13 protein-coding genes are annotated in these 18,277 nt (G+C 56.7%); 5 read left to right on the top strand and 8 right to left on the bottom strand.

What is annotated here, in order from left to right:
* Positions 1-102: 102 nt before the first annotated feature.
* The 8 genes from LPW13_RS01710 to dnaX all read right to left on the bottom strand — a co-directional run bounded on the left by LPW13_RS01710 (position 103) and on the right by dnaX (position 6,719).
* A complete protein-coding gene (locus LPW13_RS01710; RefSeq protein ID WP_230437728.1) occupies positions 103-783 on the bottom strand; it encodes a YEATS-associated helix-containing protein in 681 nt (226 codons plus the stop codon).
* Positions 784-1,124: 341 nt separating this feature from the next.
* Entirely contained in the window at positions 1,125-1,490 is a 366-nt protein-coding gene (locus tag LPW13_RS01705) for a hypothetical protein (RefSeq protein ID WP_230437727.1), read from the bottom strand.
* A gap of 100 nt (positions 1,491-1,590) precedes the next feature.
* Positions 1,591-2,037 (bottom strand): YcgN family cysteine cluster protein, encoded by a 447-nt coding sequence (locus LPW13_RS01700; protein ID WP_230437726.1) that lies wholly within the window; start codon positions 2,035-2,037, stop codon positions 1,591-1,593.
* A 2-nt stretch (positions 2,038-2,039) separates the two neighbouring features.
* The gene (locus LPW13_RS01695; protein ID WP_230437725.1) at positions 2,040-2,330 is read right to left on the bottom strand and encodes a YcgL domain-containing protein; all 291 of its coding nucleotides are present in this window, start codon (positions 2,328-2,330) and stop codon (positions 2,040-2,042) included.
* A 13-nt stretch (positions 2,331-2,343) separates the two neighbouring features.
* Positions 2,344-3,480 carry a ribonuclease D gene (gene rnd, locus LPW13_RS01690; protein ID WP_230437724.1) on the bottom strand — a complete coding sequence of 379 codons (1,137 nt, stop codon included), beginning with the start codon at positions 3,478-3,480 and terminating at the stop codon, positions 2,344-2,346.
* A gap of 67 nt (positions 3,481-3,547) precedes the next feature.
* Positions 3,548-4,141, bottom strand: coding sequence for a recombination mediator RecR (recR, locus tag LPW13_RS01685; protein ID WP_230437723.1), 594 nt, complete (start codon positions 4,139-4,141; stop codon positions 3,548-3,550).
* 93 nt (positions 4,142-4,234) lie between these two features.
* Positions 4,235-4,582, bottom strand: coding sequence for a YbaB/EbfC family nucleoid-associated protein (locus LPW13_RS01680; RefSeq protein WP_377563362.1), 348 nt, complete (start codon positions 4,580-4,582; stop codon positions 4,235-4,237).
* 82 nt (positions 4,583-4,664) lie between these two features.
* The gene (gene dnaX, locus LPW13_RS01675; RefSeq protein ID WP_230437721.1) at positions 4,665-6,719 is read right to left on the bottom strand and encodes a DNA polymerase III subunit gamma/tau; all 2,055 of its coding nucleotides are present in this window, start codon (positions 6,717-6,719) and stop codon (positions 4,665-4,667) included.
* A gap of 248 nt (positions 6,720-6,967) precedes the next feature.
* On the opposite strand from dnaX, the gene LPW13_RS01670 reads away from it, so the two are divergent.
* From LPW13_RS01670 to LPW13_RS01650, 5 genes are all read left to right on the top strand, one after another.
* Complete coding sequence (locus LPW13_RS01670; protein ID WP_230437720.1) at positions 6,968-7,492, top strand: RNA polymerase sigma factor; 525 nt, start codon at positions 6,968-6,970, stop codon at positions 7,490-7,492.
* A gap of 405 nt (positions 7,493-7,897) precedes the next feature.
* Positions 7,898-8,992 (top strand): FecR family protein, encoded by a 1,095-nt coding sequence (locus LPW13_RS01665; protein ID WP_230437719.1) that lies wholly within the window; start codon positions 7,898-7,900, stop codon positions 8,990-8,992.
* 142 nt (positions 8,993-9,134) lie between these two features.
* The gene (locus LPW13_RS01660) at positions 9,135-12,044 is read left to right on the top strand and encodes a TonB-dependent receptor (RefSeq protein WP_230437718.1); all 2,910 of its coding nucleotides are present in this window, start codon (positions 9,135-9,137) and stop codon (positions 12,042-12,044) included.
* 312 nt (positions 12,045-12,356) lie between these two features.
* Positions 12,357-15,131: a TonB-dependent receptor plug domain-containing protein gene (locus tag LPW13_RS01655; RefSeq protein WP_230437717.1), complete on the top strand. Its 2,775-nt coding sequence runs from the start codon at positions 12,357-12,359 to the stop codon at positions 15,129-15,131.
* A gap of 276 nt (positions 15,132-15,407) precedes the next feature.
* Complete coding sequence (locus tag LPW13_RS01650) at positions 15,408-18,209, top strand: TonB-dependent receptor plug domain-containing protein (RefSeq protein WP_230437716.1); 2,802 nt, start codon at positions 15,408-15,410, stop codon at positions 18,207-18,209.
* The last annotated feature ends 68 nt before the right edge of the window (positions 18,210-18,277 follow it).

Raw genomic sequence — 18,277 nt, 5'->3', positions numbered from 1 at the left:
CCATCCATGGGGGCTCTGCAAAAACATCCCTGTTTTTGAAGGTCTCGCAAGACCGCACCCGGTATCGACACCTTCGCCCCAAGATTGTGCTGATTATCGGGCTCAAGCTACCTGCGCACGTCGGCGGCGGACTACCTGGCGGCCTTTGTCGGTGATATACCAGCGGATGCCCAGGTGACTGTGGATTTTGCCAACCATCTCCAGCACCAGAAGGCTGTTAAGTGCCCGGGCTATGGAATTGGTTTCCATATTGCCTTCGTGGGCCATGCCGGCGAGGGAGCGGAACACACAATCACCGTTATTAAGCAGGCCGAGCACCTGCAATGCATTGTCGTCGAGCTTGCGGATCTGATTGAAATCGAGCGTCGGCCCCTGATCCGGGTCGCCCTCAATCTCATGTTCCAGCAGCGGCATCATTTCCAACTGCATGGCCCGGATCTCCTGTTCCAGGTTCTCCACCCGGGCACGGGCAATGCTCGCGTCGCGCAGTTGGCGGCGGGCAGCGTTGAATACAAACATGCGTGAAGCAATGGCCGCGAGCAGGCAATAGCCGGTGAAAATCAACAGGCGGGAGGGATCGCCCTGAATCTCAATCAGCAGGTCGCTCTGGGTAAATTTGAGAAAGATTGGCACCATCAGTGCGCCACACAAGCCCATGATCAGGCAGCGCGCGAGGCCCGCCGGGTCTTCCTCGGTAAACAGCATCTGGTAGTAATTTACCAGACCGCCGAGAATACCGGAGACCAACATGACCGCAGTCAGAATTAGCAGATGGTCGAGCATCCCTGTCCCTTCATCAATGCACAGCCGACGCCGCCGCTGGCATTTCTTGTGTTTATCGCGACTGCCGCTGAGGTCGGCCCCGCATGGATTTGCGCCTTGTGTCACCTGCGGTAACGCGGCAAAACCAGCGATCGCAAGTGTTAATAGATATAGCAGTTGCAGCTTGAGCCGGCAGCACAGAGTTCCAGGAGTGGACGAGGAATGGCGTTATTTGCCGCGGCTATCGCAGGGAACAACGGGTCACAAAACCAAACTCAGGAGAAGAGTCAGCTAAAGGGGAGGGGATTCGCTCGGGATGACAAGGGGAGCCGCAGCCCACCATACGGGCTACAGCGCCGCTATCAATACTGATCGCTCTCCGTCATACGACGATCTTTACGCCGCGACATCAGCATCATCACGATGCCCACAATCAACATAAACGCAAACGCGCCACCGGCAGCAAAAACCAGGCTAGCGGAGACTTCCGGGGTGGCCCCCTCTTCCTCAAACAGCAGCTGGTAAACAAACAGCGGCAAAACCGGGCTTAACGGATCGTCCGGTGCACTGCCCCGAGCTGGTACCAACAACACCGCCGCCGCTTCCAGCAGGATCAGATTGCGTGCCCAGGACCACCTCCAGTTACGCATAAACCACCAACCGGATACCAGCAGTACCAATACACCACCGGCGTAAACCATCCAGGCGATTTTGAATTCTTCAGGCATAGTTTTGTCTTTTTACTGCATTCACTGATTGTTATTGAAAGGCACCCGGATCAAAGAAACCCGGATAAAGGGATCTCACGATAAGCAGGCGTCCCGGCAATCACTCCCCCACCCAGGTGACGATATGATCCTGGACATCCTCCGGGTCAACGTGCTCCTCACTGATCACTTTGCCCTGCACCGAAATACCCGCCGAATGGACGGTCTCCGCAGAACCGGAGACCAGCGGATGCCAGTCTGCCAGTGCCCGCCCCTCGGCGAGGGTGCGATAAGCACAGGTACGCGGTAACCAGGTGAAACTGCGCGCGTCAGCGGGCTTTAACTGGATACAGTCGGGCACATAACGACGCCTTACCGGATAGCGCGTACAACGGCAGCTATGGGTGTCCAACAGTTTACAGGAAACCCGCGTCGCATAGACCTCGCCGGTATCCTCATCTTCCAGCCGGTGCAGACAGCAGCGCCCACAACCGTCACAGAGCGACTCCCACTCCGTCTGTGTCATTTCTTCCAGCCGCTTGCGCTGCCAGAAAGGAACTGCACTCACCGTCAGCCCCGGGGCAATTTGGTGTTCTGGACTGCGATCGCCCGCATTTCGTCGTCCACCACGGGCGGCATCTGCAGATAATAGCCCTGTTCCTGCAACGCCTGCATGACCCGGTCCACATCTGCACGCGCCAGTTTACGCTCCGCAGTCAGCAACATGGTCGTTACGTGCACCGGTTTGCCGAACAGCGCCCTGAGCTTCTCCGGCACTTTCTCCATGCCCTGCTGTTTGTCCACATACAGATACAATTCTTCGTCTTTGGGACTGCGGTAAATATCACTCACGACTTTCATCAGGCAATTCTCGTCATTGGGTACTTCTCATGTTGGCCAGCTCGGCCAGTAATCGCTCGCCGATAATCTGTCGCCGCCATCCCGTAAGGCGCCCTTCCAGTTTTGGCTCGGAAGATTGCAGCAACGCCTCAAGCTCTTTTTTGCGCACCAGGATCTCTGGGGGCAAGTTATTCTCCTCCGCCCACTGATTCACCGCCTGTCGCAACGCCTTGAGTTGATCCCCCTGGCTGCGATTCAGTGGTTGCGGCAATGGCGGTGGCACATCTGTGCGTTCGGCTGCGCGGGCGATAATTTCCAGCAGTGTTTCGCCGTACTTGCGCACGGTTTTTCCTTCCAGCCCCGGCTGCGCCAGTGTCGCCAGATACCTGGGCATGGACTGGGCCAATGACAGGCAGACATTCTCTTTCAGCAGGTGATTGCGCGGCATGTCTCTTTCTCGCGCTTCCCGCTCACGCCATGCACAGAGGTCCTGCAACACTGCAACCTGATTCCCTCGCAGGCGCCAGGCACCTTTCACTCGGAGATAATAAAGTTCCGGTGGCTCCGGGTTGCGCGCGCTCGCCACCATGGCTGCGCAATCTTCCTGCAGCCATGCCAGGCGGTCGCGCTCACGCAGCTTTTTCAGTTCCAACCCGTAAACCAATGGCAGCCAGGCTACATCCAACGCCGCATAGTTTTTCTGGGACTCACTCAACGGGCGCTGCAACCAGTCAGAGCGCGTCTCGCTTTTGGGCAACTCGATTTGCAGTAGTTGACTGACCGTTGCCGCGTAACCCAGACCGTGCCCCAGCCCGGTAAGTGCACCGGCAATCTGGGTATCAAAAATCGGATCCGGCACGATACCGAGCAAACGATCAAAGGTTTCCAGGTCTTCGCTGCAGGAGTGCATGATTTTCACCACGCGGGTATCCAGCAGTAACGCCTTGAGTGGCGACAGGTCAGCGATAGCGAGGTTATCGATCAGGTAGCAGTTTTTGCCATCCCCCACCTGCACCAGCGCCGGCACCGGATAAAAAGTGCGGCTGCGCATAAACTCGGTATCCAGCGCTATGGCATTCTGTTGCTGCCACTGTTCACACAGCCGGGCCAGCTCTTTGCCGCTATCGACCCAGATGGGTGTGGTATCCACCAGTTTTTTAGCCTGTTCCATCACTCTCCCCCGGTCTCTCTGCTGCCCCATTTGAGACGCATCATCAGACACCCACTCCAATCAAACATCAGAGCACCGTACGACTGTTGAAGGCGTGCGCGAGTGTACCGCCGTCGATGTATTCCAGCTCACCCCCAATAGGTACACCGTGAGCAATCCGACTGACGGATACGCCCTTGGCGCGGGCACGCTCGGCGATGAACTGGGCCGTAGCCTCGCCCTCTACCGTCGGATTGGTGGCAATGATGAGCTCCGCAATTTCGTCGTTGCCGAATCGCTCGCCCAGCACGTCCAACCCCAAGTCCGCCGGGCCGACACCATCGATGGGCGAGAGGTGGCCGTGCAGCACAAAATAGAGACCGTGGTAATTGCCCGCCTGCTCGATGGCGAGCACATCCGCCGGTGTTTCCACCACGCATAACAGACTGTGATCGCGCCGGGTGCTGCTACACAGGGAACAGACGTCCTGCTCGGTGAGTGTGCGGCAGCGATTACAGCGCCCTACTTTCTCCACGGCCTGCTGCAAGGTACTGGCCAACAGTCCCGCGGCGTCGCGGTCTTTCTCTAGTAGGTACATGGCCATACGCTGGGCGGATTTCGGTCCAACCCCGGGCAGGCAGCGCAGGGCGCGAATCAGGTCTTCAATCAGTGGGCTGAACATACAATGGGCTAAACGTCGTTATTTCTGAGAAACAAAAGGGCCCGCTGGCGGGCCCTGGGAATGCATTGCGTTTCGGACTCAAGCAGTTTGGGCTCAACCAAAGGGAAACTTGAATCCTTCCGGCAGGTTCATACCTGCAGTCATGCCACCCATCTGCTCTTTCTGCATTTTCTGGGTGATTTCCTCTACCCGACGCACCGTATCATTGACGGCCGCGGCCAGCAGGTCTTCGAGCATTTCTTTGTCTTCCCCCAGCAGGCTGGGATCAATATCCACACTGGTCACATCGTGGCGACCATTCATGGTGACTTTGACCATGCCGGCGCCGGCTTCGCCGGTCACCCGAAGTTCCACCAGTTCCTTCTGCATCTTCTCCATGCGTTCCTGCATGTCGGACTGCATTTTCTGCGCCTGCTGCATCAGGTCGCCCAAACCTTTCATCATATCGTTCACCGCTTTGTGTAAATTGCGTTGGCTGCTATCTGATCACTATCTGATTCCGGCTACCACTTTATTCAAGCGATCAGCCCAAATATTCCACGGACTCCGGGTCCAGCCGCGCACCTAGCTCTGATTGCAGCTCCTGTACCAATGGGTCTTTCTGCAGGGACTCGCGCGCGGCCTGTATCTGCGCCTCTTTGGTAGCGGCAATCAGGCGCGCGGGGGTGCCCCCGTGCACTTCGCCCACCTGAATCTGTACGGATAGCGGTTGCTGAAAAAAGTCTCTCAGCACATCCGCGAGACGGCGCTGATGCCCCTCGTCGTACAGACTGCTGAAAGAATGGTCCAGCGTAAATGACAGTATATTGTCGTGCCGCCCCAACAGCTCCAGATGCGAGGCAATGGAGTGCAGGATACCCGTTACCCCAATCTGGGGGTACATCGCCGGCCAACTACCGGGCGTAAGCGCATCCAGTCGCGCAGGCGGCTCAGACTCAGTAGCCGGGGCCGGCGGCGCTTTCACTGGCTGCGGTTCCGCTGCAGACACCGGCGCCGACTCAACCTGGGCAACCTGTTGACGCAACTGAGCACGCAGCGCCTCGCGGGAGTCTTCTTGAGGTGTGGGGGCCGCCTCGGGGGGCGCGGTCATCACCTCAGGTGCCACAGGGGATTCCGGTTTTGGTTTTGGTTGCGACCGCGGCTCCGGCTGACGGTCGCTTACAGACTGGGGAGCGTCTTCCCACGGCGGCGTTTCCTGCGGCTGGGGGCTCTTACTCTCAGGCACCGGTTGCGGCGGTGTGAACTGGGGCTCTGCGGACTTCACAGGAGCCGGCGCCGCAGCAGGCTGCGGTGCGGCGTCAACCGGGGGCTTTTTTTCTGAGATCGACGTCTCTTGGGGCCCCGGCGGGGTGACCGCTGGGGGAGCTGGAGAAATGTCCGCGGCGGGCTCTTGAGAAATACCCGCAGACGGCGCTGGAGGTGGAGCAGGCTGAGCTTGCGCCTGCGTAGCCTCTCCCGCTGACGGCAGACTGGCGGTAGGAATGTCGGCGACGCCCTGAGGCTTGAACGCCAGCATACGCAGCAGCGCCATTTCAAATCCGCCGCGGGGATCCGGGGCCATGGGTAGATCCCGTCGAGCCAGTAGCGCCATCTGGTAAAACAGCTGTACGTTCTCACTTGGCAGGGTGGCGGCAGTCTGCTGCAGCAGCTCCCCATCCCCCAGCGCATTGTCGATCGCCTGGGGCAAAACCTGGGCGATGGCGATGCGGTGCAGAATGGCCGCCAGTTCTGCCAGTGCGCCGCTGTAGTCCGGTGCCTGTTGTGACAGCTCTTCGACAGCGGCAAACAGGGCCGCGGGATCATCGGCGGCGAGCGCCTGGATCAGTTTCCATACCAGCGCACTGTCGAGGGTGCCAAGCATCGCCCGCACTTCCCCTTCGCTGACTTTACCGCCACCGAAAGCTATCGCCTGGTCGGTCAGGCTCATGGCGTCGCGCATGCTGCCGTCGGCAGCGCGCCCCAGATGCCAAAGTGCAGCCTCCTCGAAGGGCACCATTTCCTGTTCGAGTACGAAACGCAGGTGTTCCACCACCCGTTCCAGGCCCATGTTCTTGAGATTGAACTGTAAACAGCGGGACAGCACGGTCACCGGCAACTTCTGCGGATCCGTGGTGGCGAGCAGGAACTTGACGTGGGGAGGCGGCTCTTCGAGCGTCTTCAGCAGGGCGTTGAAGGAGCTGTTGGAGAGCATGTGCACTTCGTCGATCAGATAGACCTTGTAGCGCCCTCTTGTAGGCGCGTACTGGACGTTCTCCAGCAGTTCGCGGGTATCTTCCACCTTGGTGCGGGAGGCGGCGTCCACTTCGATCAGATCGACAAAGCGGCCATCGGCAATCTCGGTACAAATGGAGCACTGGCCACAGGGCTCCGAGCTCACGCCGGTCTCGCAATTGAGGCACTTGGCCAGAATCCGGGCAATGGTAGTTTTGCCCACCCCGCGGGTACCAGCGAACAGGTAGGCGTGATGCAGACGATTGTTGTCCAGGGCATTGATCAGCGCCTGGAGCACATGCTCCTGACCAACCATTTCCCGAAACAATCTCGGCCGCCACTTGCGTGCCAGTACTTGATAACTCATTCAATCTCCGCGCTGGTTTGCGAGTCTCTGTCGGGGCACCACAGATTCGGCGGAATACCCCGAGATTCAAGAAGGCGGCCATTATACCGGCATCCCCCGCGAGGGATAGACGCCAGTGGTGTTCCCCCCCATTTCGCTTTGCCGCGCCACAACCACCACTCGTCGACAGCGACTTCGTTGTGTTATAACTGACTCCACCCGCCTTATAACAACGAAAATGCGTGCAGTTCCCGGGATTTTACTGACTGATGAATAACGACCGGAAGACACTTCTGGAAAAGCTTTTTACCGACCACGGCCAAGCCCTGGTGCGCTTCGTGACGCGTATCGTCCGCAGCACTGAAGATGCTGAGGATATCGCTCAGTACGCATACCTGCGGCTGCAGAAGCTCACTAGTGAGAAAGAGCTGGAAAACCCCCGCGCCTACCTGTTCCAGATTGCAAACAATCTGGCGGTCGATCAACTTCGCCGTGGCAAACTGCACATCGACTACGTCAGCCAGCAAATGCCCGCAGAGGGCGCGACACCGGCCGAAGACGACTACGCCAATCATCACTCTCCAGAACGGGTGCTTGCCGCCAGGCAACAGCTGCAGGCCATTCACAACGCGATGGACAACCTGCCACTCAAATGTCGCCAGGCGTTTTTACTGCATCGCAACCGGGGGCTTTCCTACTCCGACATTGCCCATGAAATGAATATTTCTGTCAGCAGCGTGGAGAAATATATCCTTCAGGCGCTCAAAGCCTGCAGGAGAACAGCCGGGAGTTGAACATTTCCCCTCACAGCCGCTTCCACTACTTTCAACCCGCTGCGTAGAATCAGACTGCAGCGCACCATAACGGTGCAATCCTGACCCGCGACGCACAGCGTTGCCGCAGCCAGCTCAAATTTTTGTTGAGGCACTGCTCTTCTAATCCGTCTTATCGGTAACCCCGGATAAAAGTCCATGAAAAGCCGGACTCCCGGGACAATATGTGCTAAATTTTGCTTTAATTCATTGCAAAGATTGCGCAGATTGCATGAAATCACAGTTTTTTAGTTAAGACAGGTTGCACCGATTTGGCGCACCTGACTTTTCTGGCAAATTGCACACCCCAGACCTGCAGGTGGAACAAGTCGACTCTGGAGGCTTTTCAAGTACAGCAGGTAATCGGTCATAAAAGGTATTGGTGCGGTGAACCCTCAGGAAGTACAAGACGTGCACTCGGAAGACAGACTCGATCAGGCCTGCACCTGGATCGCCCGCCTGCGTTCCGACTCAATCAGCCAGGCTGACCGCCGGGCTTTTGCCGCATGGATGGCCGCGTCTGAAGAAAATCACAAAGCATTCGATGAAATGGCGGAGCTGTGGGGCGACCTCGGTGCCCTCTCTCACCTGCCACTGGATGAACTCTACCCCGAAAGCGTGCCCAGCGCGCAATTCCGCGAACAGACAGGCGCCGGTTGTTCTGGCGCTACTGACGCCTTCAATACCGGTAAAGCTCAAGCAGGGAAAGCCCGGGAGAGTACCGGCAGCTGGCACCTGCCACAGTGGTTGATGGGGGGCAGCGCAGTAGCGGCCTGCCTGGCCGTAGCCCTCTGGGTTGGCAATCAATGGTTGCGGCAGAGCCCGGTACAACAACAGATGTACACAACGGCGGTGGGCGAGACCCGCATACTTTCCCTGCCAGATGGCTCCGAAGTCCAACTCAATACCAATTCCGAGCTGATCGTCAACTTCAGCCGCGAAGAGCGTCGCACCCAGCTGGTTCGTGGCGAGGCCTATTTCGACGTTGCCCGCCAGACTGCCCGCCCCTTCACCGTGGCGGCAGGCCGCGCTAACATCCGCGTACTGGGCACCCGGTTCAATGTGGAACGCAACCCGGAAAATACCCGGGTATCCGTTACCGGCGGCACCGTGGCCGTCAGCGAATCCCGCAGTGCTCACGGTCTGCAGCCGGACTCCGTCAAGCTGACCCGCAATCAGAAAGTGAGCGTATCCCAAAGTGGGCTTGGCAATGTAGACCGCACGTCAGAAGACGAGGCGATCGACTGGATTCACGGCCAGCTGGTGTTCGATGAAACCCCGCTTACAGAGGCCCTGGAAGAACTCAACCGCTACCTGAAAGTCCCCGCCGCCGCCGCGCCGGGCGCCGGAGAGAGAAGACTCTCCGGTACTTTCGAGTTGACGGATCCAGAGAGCACCCTCTCCGCCATCGCCACTGCGCTGGATCTGGACACAGACACCAGCGATCCCAAACTGACTCTCTTGTCTCCCAAGTCTAACTAGGATATAACCTTCCCCTGGGTGATCGTTTATTAGCCAAAAGCAACGATTACCCCCGCCACACTCAGGGCAATCTGGCCCGAACGACAACAACAAATCTGATGCTGACCGCTGATCGCGCAAGGCACAGGAGTGGGACGAGAAGGTGAGAATCCGGCATTGGGCACCCCTGCCACTGACAGGTCTGATAGCGCTCGGCGTATTGTCCGAAAGCGCAATTGCCGCCTGCCCGGAATCCGGCGTCCGGCTGCCTGCCGGCAACCTTTCCCGCGCCCTGATCTCCTTCGGTCGCCAGTGTCGTGTATCACTGCTGGTTCAGACCGACAGCGCCAACGCCATCATTATTCCCGAACAGCAACTGGAAACACCAGACGGCAGGATTGCCCCTGCGCTCACGCAGTTACTGAAGCATACGCCGCTCACCTATACGCATGCAGGCACCAATGCTGTGGCGATTGTTTCGCGTGGGCCGGTCGCGGAAGAGTTGGAAGAGTATGGGGCGCAGACCCATTTACCCGCAGAAGAAGTCACGGTTACCGGTCACAGCCTCACGGGTAGCCACCTGCGCCACCTGAAGTTGGACAGCTATGCACCGATTGATGTGCTGGCGCAACCAGAGCTGGAAATTACTGGCGCGCAAACGGTATCAGAGCTCCTCAAGTACCTGCCCGCGGTTTCCGGCAACTCCACCAGTACCTCAGTCACCAACGGCGGCAACGGTACTGCGACAGTCACACTGCGTGGCCTGCCTGCCAGCAATACCCTGGTGTTGATCAACGGGCGTCGCATTGTCAGCAATGGTTTTGGTGGCGAGGCCGCAGATCTCAACACCATTCCCCTGTCCGCTGTGGACCGTATCGAGATCCTGAAAGACGGCGCTTCCGCCGTGTATGGCTCTGACGCGATTGCCGGCGTAGTCAATGTCATACTGCGACGGGACTTTGAAGGGCTGGACATCAATACCTACTACGGCCAGAGTCGATACAACGATCAGCAAACCGAATCCCATTCCCTGACCTGGGGGGCGGGCAGCGATTCCGGGCACCTGATGTTGAGCCTGGCCCACTATCGTCAGGGAGAGGTGCTAAGCCGGGATCGCGCGCTTTCTGACAATGCCGACAACCGGCTTCGCGGCGGCACCGACCAGCGTTCATCCGCTTCCCCCCAGGGTTATATTGCGTTGTCAGATCGGGTTGTTACCAACTCGGATACTGGCTATCGGGAGTGGACCAGCGAAGACCTGTACAACTTCCGCGACTATACCTCTGCGTTGGTACCGTCAGAACGCCAGTCTCTTTATCTTTCCGCGGATCGCACGCTCTCCGATTCGGTAGATGCGTTTGCAGAACTGATGGCGGTGCGCACCCGCTCGGAATCCGATCTGGCCCCCACACCGCTCTTCACCCGATTCGACAATGGCGACCTGCGTATTTCAGCCGATCAGGTGTACAACCCCTTTGGCGAAGAAATCACCGATGTACGAAAGCGCCTACTGGAGCTCGGCCCACGGGTTCAATACAACGGCACCGATACGCTGCGTTTCAATACCGGCCTGAAGGGCTTGATCAACGATTGGCAATGGGAGCTGACCGCGGCAACGCACTACACACACGCCCAGGAGACCCTCAGCAATCTGGTAAACCCCGAGCACCTTACTCTCGGCCTGAAAGGCCCCGATATCTGCAACGCAAGTACAGAGTGTGTGCCGATCAACCTGCTCGGTCCTACGGGCAGCATTACCAGTGAGCAGATCAGCTATATCCGTGCGGCAAACGATGTGGACGGTGTGAGCCGGATGACATCACTGACTTATATCGCCAACGGCGCCCTGGGAGAAAATACCGCTGGGGAAATTCTCGCCGCCGCCGGTGTCGAGCTGCGCCGGGAGTCCATTGATTTCAATTCCACCGACCACACGGGGCAATCCCCCATTGGTAGCGTAGCGTCCGGTTCCGCATTGGGCCGAAGAATCATCGGTGAAGCCTTTGCCGAGATTTCTCTCCCGTTACGTAGAGATTCCCTGTGGCTGGATGGGGCCGTTCGATACTCCGACTACAGCGACTTTGGTAACAGCGGCAACCCCAAAATAGCCTTGCGGTGGCGACCATGGCCCGCATTAATGGTGCGGGCCAGTTATGCTACCGGCTTTAAAGCACCCACACTGGTGGATATGAATCAGTCGGGGCACCAGAGCCAGGAATACCTGTTTGACCCCTGTACCAACAGCAACGCGAATACACTACCGGGGTGTAACGGCCAGGCGGACCAGGCGCGCATCCAGTATCTGACGGAGTTCGGTGGCAACCGGAACCTGCAGCCGGAAACCTCCGACAACCGTTCGCTCGGTATTGTGTGGACTCCCGGCGACTTCACCGGTTTTCACGCCAGTCTGGATCTGTTTGAAATCCGCCAGAACGAGGTAATCGATACCAGCCCCCAGTACCTGATAAATCAGAATGCGCACTACGGTCTGTTCCGCGATCGGGTGCATCGTGATACCCAAGGCGATATCACCAGTGTCACCGCAACCCGCCTCAATATCGGCTCGCGAGAAGTGATGGGTGCCGACGCTACTCTGCGTTACCAGTATCAATCAAAAGAGCTGGGCCTGCTGCGCTGGTCTTTTAATAGCAGCCACATTCACCGCTACCTGAATCAGCTCGCGCCCGGCAGCCCGGTAGAAGATCTGGCCGGTACTTTTGTTGACGCCGCCAGTGGTGGTGCCGGCGCATTGCCACACTGGAAAGCGAACACCGGCGTCTACTGGCAACGAGGACGCTGGGAAGGCGGGTACACTATTCATTTTGTCGGAGAGCTCGAAGAGCAATTTACGCTCAACGATGCGCCTGTGACCCGCACCATTGAGAGCTGGACTTCGCACGATTTACAAGTCGCTTACAACATTCCCAGCGGATTCCGATTCGCTCTCGGGGTTGATAACCTGATGGACACACCGCCGCCCTTCGCAGCAACCGCATTTAACGACAATTTTGATGCCCGCACGTACGACCTCACCGGACGCTACTGGTATACCACTTTTGGCGTCAGTTTCTGAATTTCCTGCCTAATAATTCTTGGACCTCAGTAATAACCGTCTACGCTTGTGCTGAGTTCACTGTTTACAGCCACTGACTCAAAAATCCCGCCTACTAAGGGGAATTGCGCACAGTTTATTCGCTTTTTCCGTCTGCCTTGACGCCACAATTGGTACCAGCGAACCAAAGGCGCAATTTCATTCACGATTTACCTTGAAGAAAGAAAAATTGTTCTAGGGTTGTAAGCATGCCTCTATTGATAGAAGTACGCAGTTGTCAGGGAGGGCGTGGCCAAATTCGGCGAACATTACCGGTATCAGGAGAGGTATACCATGGACAGAACCCGTCTTTCTCGGGCAATCAAGGGTGTCATCGCGACCGCAGCCATAACATCCACTTTTTCTAGTGCTTCTTTTGCCCAGGATACTCAGGCCCAGGTAGAAGAAATCGTCGTCACCGGTTCGCGTATTCAACGCGCCACGGACGCCAACAGTGCAACGCCAATCAGTGTTTTTGATGCTGCGCAGCTAGAACAATCCGGCCAGACAACACTGGAGGACTTCCTGCAGGATGTCCCCTCCATGACCGGTGGCCAACTGGGCTCGTCAGTGAACAATGGCAGTGCCGGTCTCGCAACCGTTTCGCTGCGCGGTCTGGGCTCAGCCCGCACATTGATTCTGATGAATGGCCGCCGTTTGAGCTCTGCGGCAGGGGCGACCGGCGTGGTCGACCTGAACACCATTCCTACATCCATTATCGAGCGCGTAGAAATTCTGCGCGACGGCGCCTCCACCATTTACGGCTCCGATGCTATCGCCGGCGTGATCAACATCATCACTCGCAAAAATTTTGAAGGTGCCGAGATCACCGCTGACTACGGTGCATCCACCCACGGTGATGGTGACGAGTACCTTGCCGCGATGACCTTCGGCACCGGCAACGACAAAGGCCATGTGATGCTCAACGCGCAATATACGAAACGCGAAGACATCTGGCAGTATGAGCGCAACTTTTCAGAATGTCCGCTGGCTGAAATCGGCGGCAGCATCGTATGTTCCGGTAGCTTTACCACGACCCCGGCGCGCTTTTCTCCGACCGCCAATGACGATCAACTGATCGTTGACCCAGTAACCGGTGTGGTTCGGGATTTCAGTGCGACGACCGATAGCTATAACTTCGCAGCAGCCAGTTACCTGAGTACACCGCAAGAAGTCGCTTCCATGTATGGCTACGGCACCTACGAGCTGTGGGACTGGAAAGACGTCACCACGGTTAATGGTTTCTCGGAGCTATCCTTCGTAAATCGCCGTTCCGACCAGCTACTCGCGGCAGAGGGTACTTTCTGGGGACCGGAAGTTCCAGTCAGCAACCCGTACAACCCCATCGGAGAGCCAGTGAACATCGGCCGCCGCCTGGAAGAAACCGGTGGCCGCCAATTTACTCAGGATCTGAACACCTGGCGCGGTGTACTCGGCCTCGAAGGTGAAATCTGTAACGAGTGGACCTGGGACCTGTCCTACAACTATGCACGCTGGGTCGATTCCCAGATTGACCGCGGTCGCGGTAATACCGTGCGCTTCCAGAATCTGCTGGACCCAGTAGCTTGTGCAGAAGACCCAGATTGCCAAGCCGCGCTGGATGCATCCGGAGTACCAGCCTGGAACCCCTTTGCTCGGGATACACTGACCCAGGAAATGCAGGACTATGCACTGGTCACAAACTCGCCGGTAGAGCGCTCTACCCTGCGCAGCTTGCAAGCCAACCTGGTAGGCGACTTTGGAGAGTGGGCACTGACCGGTGAAGCCCCAGCTTGGGCGATCGGCTATGAGCACCGTTCTGAAAGTGTCGATATCATCGCTGATGGCGCCGCACAAATCGGCCAGATTTATTTCGTCAGTGGCGATAGCTGGGACGGCCACTATAGCGTCGATGAATTCTACGGTGAGGTTCGCGTGCCGATCCTTGAAGGGCGCCCGTGGGCCGACATCCTGGCATTCGAGGCTTCCGCCCGTTACTCCGACTACAATACCATTGGTAGCGACACCACATTCGGTGCGGTACTCGAGTACGCACCTCTGGAAGAGCTGCGCTTCCGCGCGACCTATTCCGAAGGCTTCCGTGCACCGGGTCTGGATGACCTCTTTCTACCACCCACAGTTTCCGCGGAAACCTACGCCGATCCATGCGATGAGTACAGCAGTGGTGATAACGCCAATGTTGTTGCTAACTGCCAGGCGGACGGCATCGCTCCGGGCACCACCATCGGCACCCAGGCAACGGGCCTGTTTGGCGGTAACGAGGATCTGAAAGCGGAGAAATCGGAGAGCTGGACTCTGGGTATTGTGTGGACCCCCAGCTGGACCGACGATATGGGCTTCACCGTCGATTACTTCGATATCAGCATCGACGATGCAATCGGTACGCTCACTACCAACACCATTGTTCAGGGATGCTATGAGAGCGCCAACTTCAGCTCACCACTATGTGACCTGATTACCGGCGGTTCTGCAGTGGGCACCAGCCCATCACCATCCGCGCCCACTCGCCGGGCCAACGACAACACCATTGCCGGCCAGCTGCTGAATAGCCAGAACGTTGCCACCTTTGAAACCTCCGGTGTCGACTTCGGTTTCGACTACAGCATGGAAGCCGGTCCGGGACTTGTGACTTTTAATGCTACTGCTACTTATCTCCACGAGTGGAAGTATCGCGGCAGCCCAGAGGATCCCACCATCGACCTCGCCGGCTACTTCGGTGCTGATCCGGTAACCACTGCCATCGTGGCGTTCCCCGAATGGAAATTCTACGGAACAGTGGGCTACGAGTACGACTGCTGGAGTGCATTCACTACAGTGCGCATGCTCGGTGAAGTAGATGACTTCGATCCCGCCCCCGGCGATTTCGCAACCCACATCGACAACACCTGGTACCAGGATGTGAACTTCAACTACTTCCGCTGGGAGAACGTGACCCTCTCCGGCGGCATCCGCAACGTCTGGAACCAGCAACCGCCTTATGTCACCAACAACGATGACATGAATACCCTGATGAGAAGCTACGACACCGTCGGCCGCTTCTTCTACGGCAGTGTGACTTTCCAGTTCTAACCCTTCGAGAACAACGTAGCTCTTACCTTCAGCCCCGTCATTTGACGGGGCTTTTTTGTTTTCTGATGATCCAGCAATTAGAAACCACCATTAAAGACCACATAACATGCAAAACCTGACTTTTTAACCCACGTAAACTCCATTCATCTCTTGAGGGACTCCTTTCCTCGCCCGTTATACAAACGTTGGGAACGGAGGTGGCCGCTTGGGGGTAGCCATTTCCAAAGCCAAAAAAGGCAAAACTATACAAGTCCAACGTTCAAGAGAGGATTTCCAATGAAAAAGAACCTTCTGTCCGTAGCCGTTGCTGCGTCGATTATGGTTCCAGCTCTGCCCGCGTTCGCGCAAGAAGATGCGACTCTAGTTGAAGAGGTCGTTGTAACCGGGTCACGGATTGCACGAGACGATTTTAGTTCTTCCAGTCCTATCAATTCATACGGAACTGAAGAGTTGAGTAAAGCTGGCCTAGCCAGTGTCGATGAGTTCCTGAAAGAAGATCCCGCATTCACCGGTTATCAGATGGGCGCCTCTACCAATAATGGTAGTGATCAGGGGCAGAAGAAGGTCGACATGCGCGGTCTTGGCTTCAACCGTACTCTGGTATTGATCAACGGCCGCCGCCAGGCCGGCGACGCAACCGGTGATGGTGCTGTAGATATCAACACTATCCCTGAAGCCATGATCGAACGCGTAGAAGTTCTGAAGGACGGTGCTTCTACCATCTATGGCTCTGACGCTCTCGCAGGTGTAGTCAACTTCATCCTTAAAGATGACTTCGAAGGCTTCGAGATAAACGCCAACCTGGGGCAGGGCATGGAAGATGGCCAGGCTCAGAATAGCGGCTTCTCCATGCTCGCAGGCATTAATGGCGACCGTGGCAATATGGTCATGTCTTTGGGCTACTCCGTTCAGGAAGAGATGTATCAGGCTGAGCGCCCCTGGGCAACAGAAGCGCTTTACCCGGTTCTACAGGAAGATGGCACATTCAAAGCCATCGGTTCCGGCTCTTCCAATAGCCGGAAAATCGCCGTCCCGGGACATGGCAACTACATTTACGATTCAGCATTAGGCAAGGCTCGTCCGTTCACCTCTGACGACGTATATAACTATGCACCGGTGAATGCCCTGATCACCCCCAACGAGCGTTGGCAGTTTGGTGCTCTAGGTAGCGTGGAAATTTCCGATAACGTGGAGGGCTACGTAGAAGCGCTCTATACCCGCCGAACGTCCCATCAGCGCCTCGCACCAGATGCATCCTTTGCAGTAACCGACGATATTCAAACTCCAAACAACGGCCTGCAGTGGAACGATTGGGTGCCGGCAAACAACCCGTACAACCCTTTCGGAGATAATGCACAAAACGATCTCGGCATTTCTGGAATCGGTGTTCGTGTGAACCGTCGCTTCGAAGAGTCAGGCGGCCGCCTTTTCACTCAAACAGCTGACTCCTACCGTATGGTTGCTGGCTTCACGGGCGAAATCGCTGGAAAAGTTGACTGGGACTTCAGCTATACGTTTGCCGAAAACCAAACTATGGATGAAACGACTAATTATGGTCGTTTCGACCGCTGGGCAATTGCAGTAGACCCTGATGCTTGCGCTGCTAATGCAGCGTGTGCCGAAGCTGGTGTACTCAACCCATTTGGTGAATTTGGAAGTATTTCCCCTGCACAAATGGCGTTCCTCACTGCAGGCTCTCTGAAAGACGTCTACAAATCCCGCATGGAAGTCGCTTCATTGTCGTTTAGTGGTGACATGATCGAAATGCCAGGCGGTACCGCAGGCTGGGCAGTTGGGTTTGACAGCCGTCAGGAAGAAGGTCAGTACGTCCCGGATGAATTTGTTTCTGAAGGTCTGACTACTGGCGGTGCCGGCGATCCGCTGAAAGGTGGCTACGGGGTTAAAGAAGTATTTGCCGAAGTACTTCTGCCTGTTATGGACAACCTGGACGTGAACGCCTCCACTCGTTACTCCGACTACGACACTTCCGCCGGTGAAGCTACCACCTACAAAATTGGTGCTGACTACCAGCCGCTGGAAGATCTGCGTATTCGTGCCGGTTTCGCGACAGGCTTCCGCGCTCCGAACATCTCTGAGCTGAACCAGGGTCAATCCGGCGGCTTCCCGATCGTTGAGCCGCTGTGTGAGTTCGGTGATCGTCGTCTGGAATCAGGGGATATCACTCAAACGCTGTACGACAACTGTCAGGCTCTGGGTATTGATACTACCGATGCAGGCGAACTTGGTTTCGCGTGGCAGTCTTATTACGAGACATCTGCTCCCGCAGAGCCGCTGGAACCAGAAGAGTCTGAGTCCATCAACTTTGGCTTCGTTTACACTCCTGGTTTCGCTGAAGGTCTGTCCCTCAGCGTTGACTACTGGAGCATCGAAATCGATAACGTGATTGGTTCCGAGGACATCAACGACCTGATGTCTGCCTGTATGAACTCCGTAGAACTGAGTAGTGCTGCGTGCTCCGTACTGTATGGGTTTGACGGAAGCGAACAGGGCAATCCGTACCTGAACGCATACGGTGGTGTTCCGTATCCGGGTGATGCTTACGCCGCATTCGGTAACCTGGGTACTCTAACGACCAGTGGTTTCGATTTTGCCGCGAAATACCACGGCGACCTGAGCGTAGGCCCGATGCAAGGGTATACCTTGGGCTGGATGGCGACCCTGGTAGACAGCTATGAACGCGCTTACCCATTGGCGGGATCCCGCGAACTGGTTGGCACCGCCAACGGCTTTGAGGTATTCCCTGAGTGGCGCTGGAATAGCAACGTTGGCGTTTTCGGCGATAACTGGACTCTGGACTGGGATATGCGTTTTATCGATAAAACCGTCGACGCGCTGCGCCCAGCTTCCGTGACAGACGACGCAGTAGCTGAAAGCATCATCTACCATGACCTGATCGGTACTTATACTTGGCAGAACATCAACTTCTCCTTCGGTATCAACAATGTTACTGACGAAGATGCACCTCGCTTCCACAGCGCGTTCAATGCCAATACCGAACCGGGCATGTACGATGTAATCGGCCGCCGCTTCTTTACAGGTGCTAACATTAAGTTCTAACATCTGCAAAGTTTTAGCGATAGAAGGGGCCCTCAGGGGCCCCTTTTTTAATTCAGAGTCGAATAGAA

This window comes from Microbulbifer celer, assembly GCF_020991125.1.
GTDB lineage: Bacteria > Pseudomonadota > Gammaproteobacteria > Pseudomonadales > Cellvibrionaceae > Microbulbifer > Microbulbifer celer.
The sequence above is the reverse complement of the archived record's forward strand: the minus strand, read 5'-3'. Positions and strand labels throughout refer to the sequence as shown.

What these genes read in the sequence shown, in the direction of transcription:
- LPW13_RS01710 (WP_230437728.1), bottom strand. Translation starts at nt 783, where the DNA reads ATGCTCGACCATCTGCTAATTCTGACTGCGGTCATGTTGGTCTCCGGT.
- LPW13_RS01705 (WP_230437727.1), bottom strand. Translation starts at nt 1,490, where the DNA reads ATGCCTGAAGAATTCAAAATCGCCTGGATGGTTTACGCCGGTGGTGTA.
- LPW13_RS01695 (WP_230437725.1), bottom strand. Translation starts at nt 2,330, where the DNA reads ATGAAAGTCGTGAGTGATATTTACCGCAGTCCCAAAGACGAAGAATTG.
- rnd (WP_230437724.1), bottom strand. Translation starts at nt 3,480, where the DNA reads ATGGAACAGGCTAAAAAACTGGTGGATACCACACCCATCTGGGTCGAT.
- recR (WP_230437723.1), bottom strand. Translation starts at nt 4,141, where the DNA reads ATGTTCAGCCCACTGATTGAAGACCTGATTCGCGCCCTGCGCTGCCTG.
- LPW13_RS01680 (WP_377563362.1), bottom strand. Translation starts at nt 4,582, where the DNA reads ATGAAAGGTTTGGGCGACCTGATGCAGCAGGCGCAGAAAATGCAGTCC.
- dnaX (WP_230437721.1), bottom strand. Translation starts at nt 6,719, where the DNA reads ATGAGTTATCAAGTACTGGCACGCAAGTGGCGGCCGAGATTGTTTCGG.
- LPW13_RS01670 (WP_230437720.1), top strand. Translation starts at nt 6,968, where the DNA reads ATGAATAACGACCGGAAGACACTTCTGGAAAAGCTTTTTACCGACCAC.
- LPW13_RS01655 (WP_230437717.1), top strand. Translation starts at nt 12,357, where the DNA reads ATGGACAGAACCCGTCTTTCTCGGGCAATCAAGGGTGTCATCGCGACC.
- LPW13_RS01650 (WP_230437716.1), top strand. Translation starts at nt 15,408, where the DNA reads ATGAAAAAGAACCTTCTGTCCGTAGCCGTTGCTGCGTCGATTATGGTT.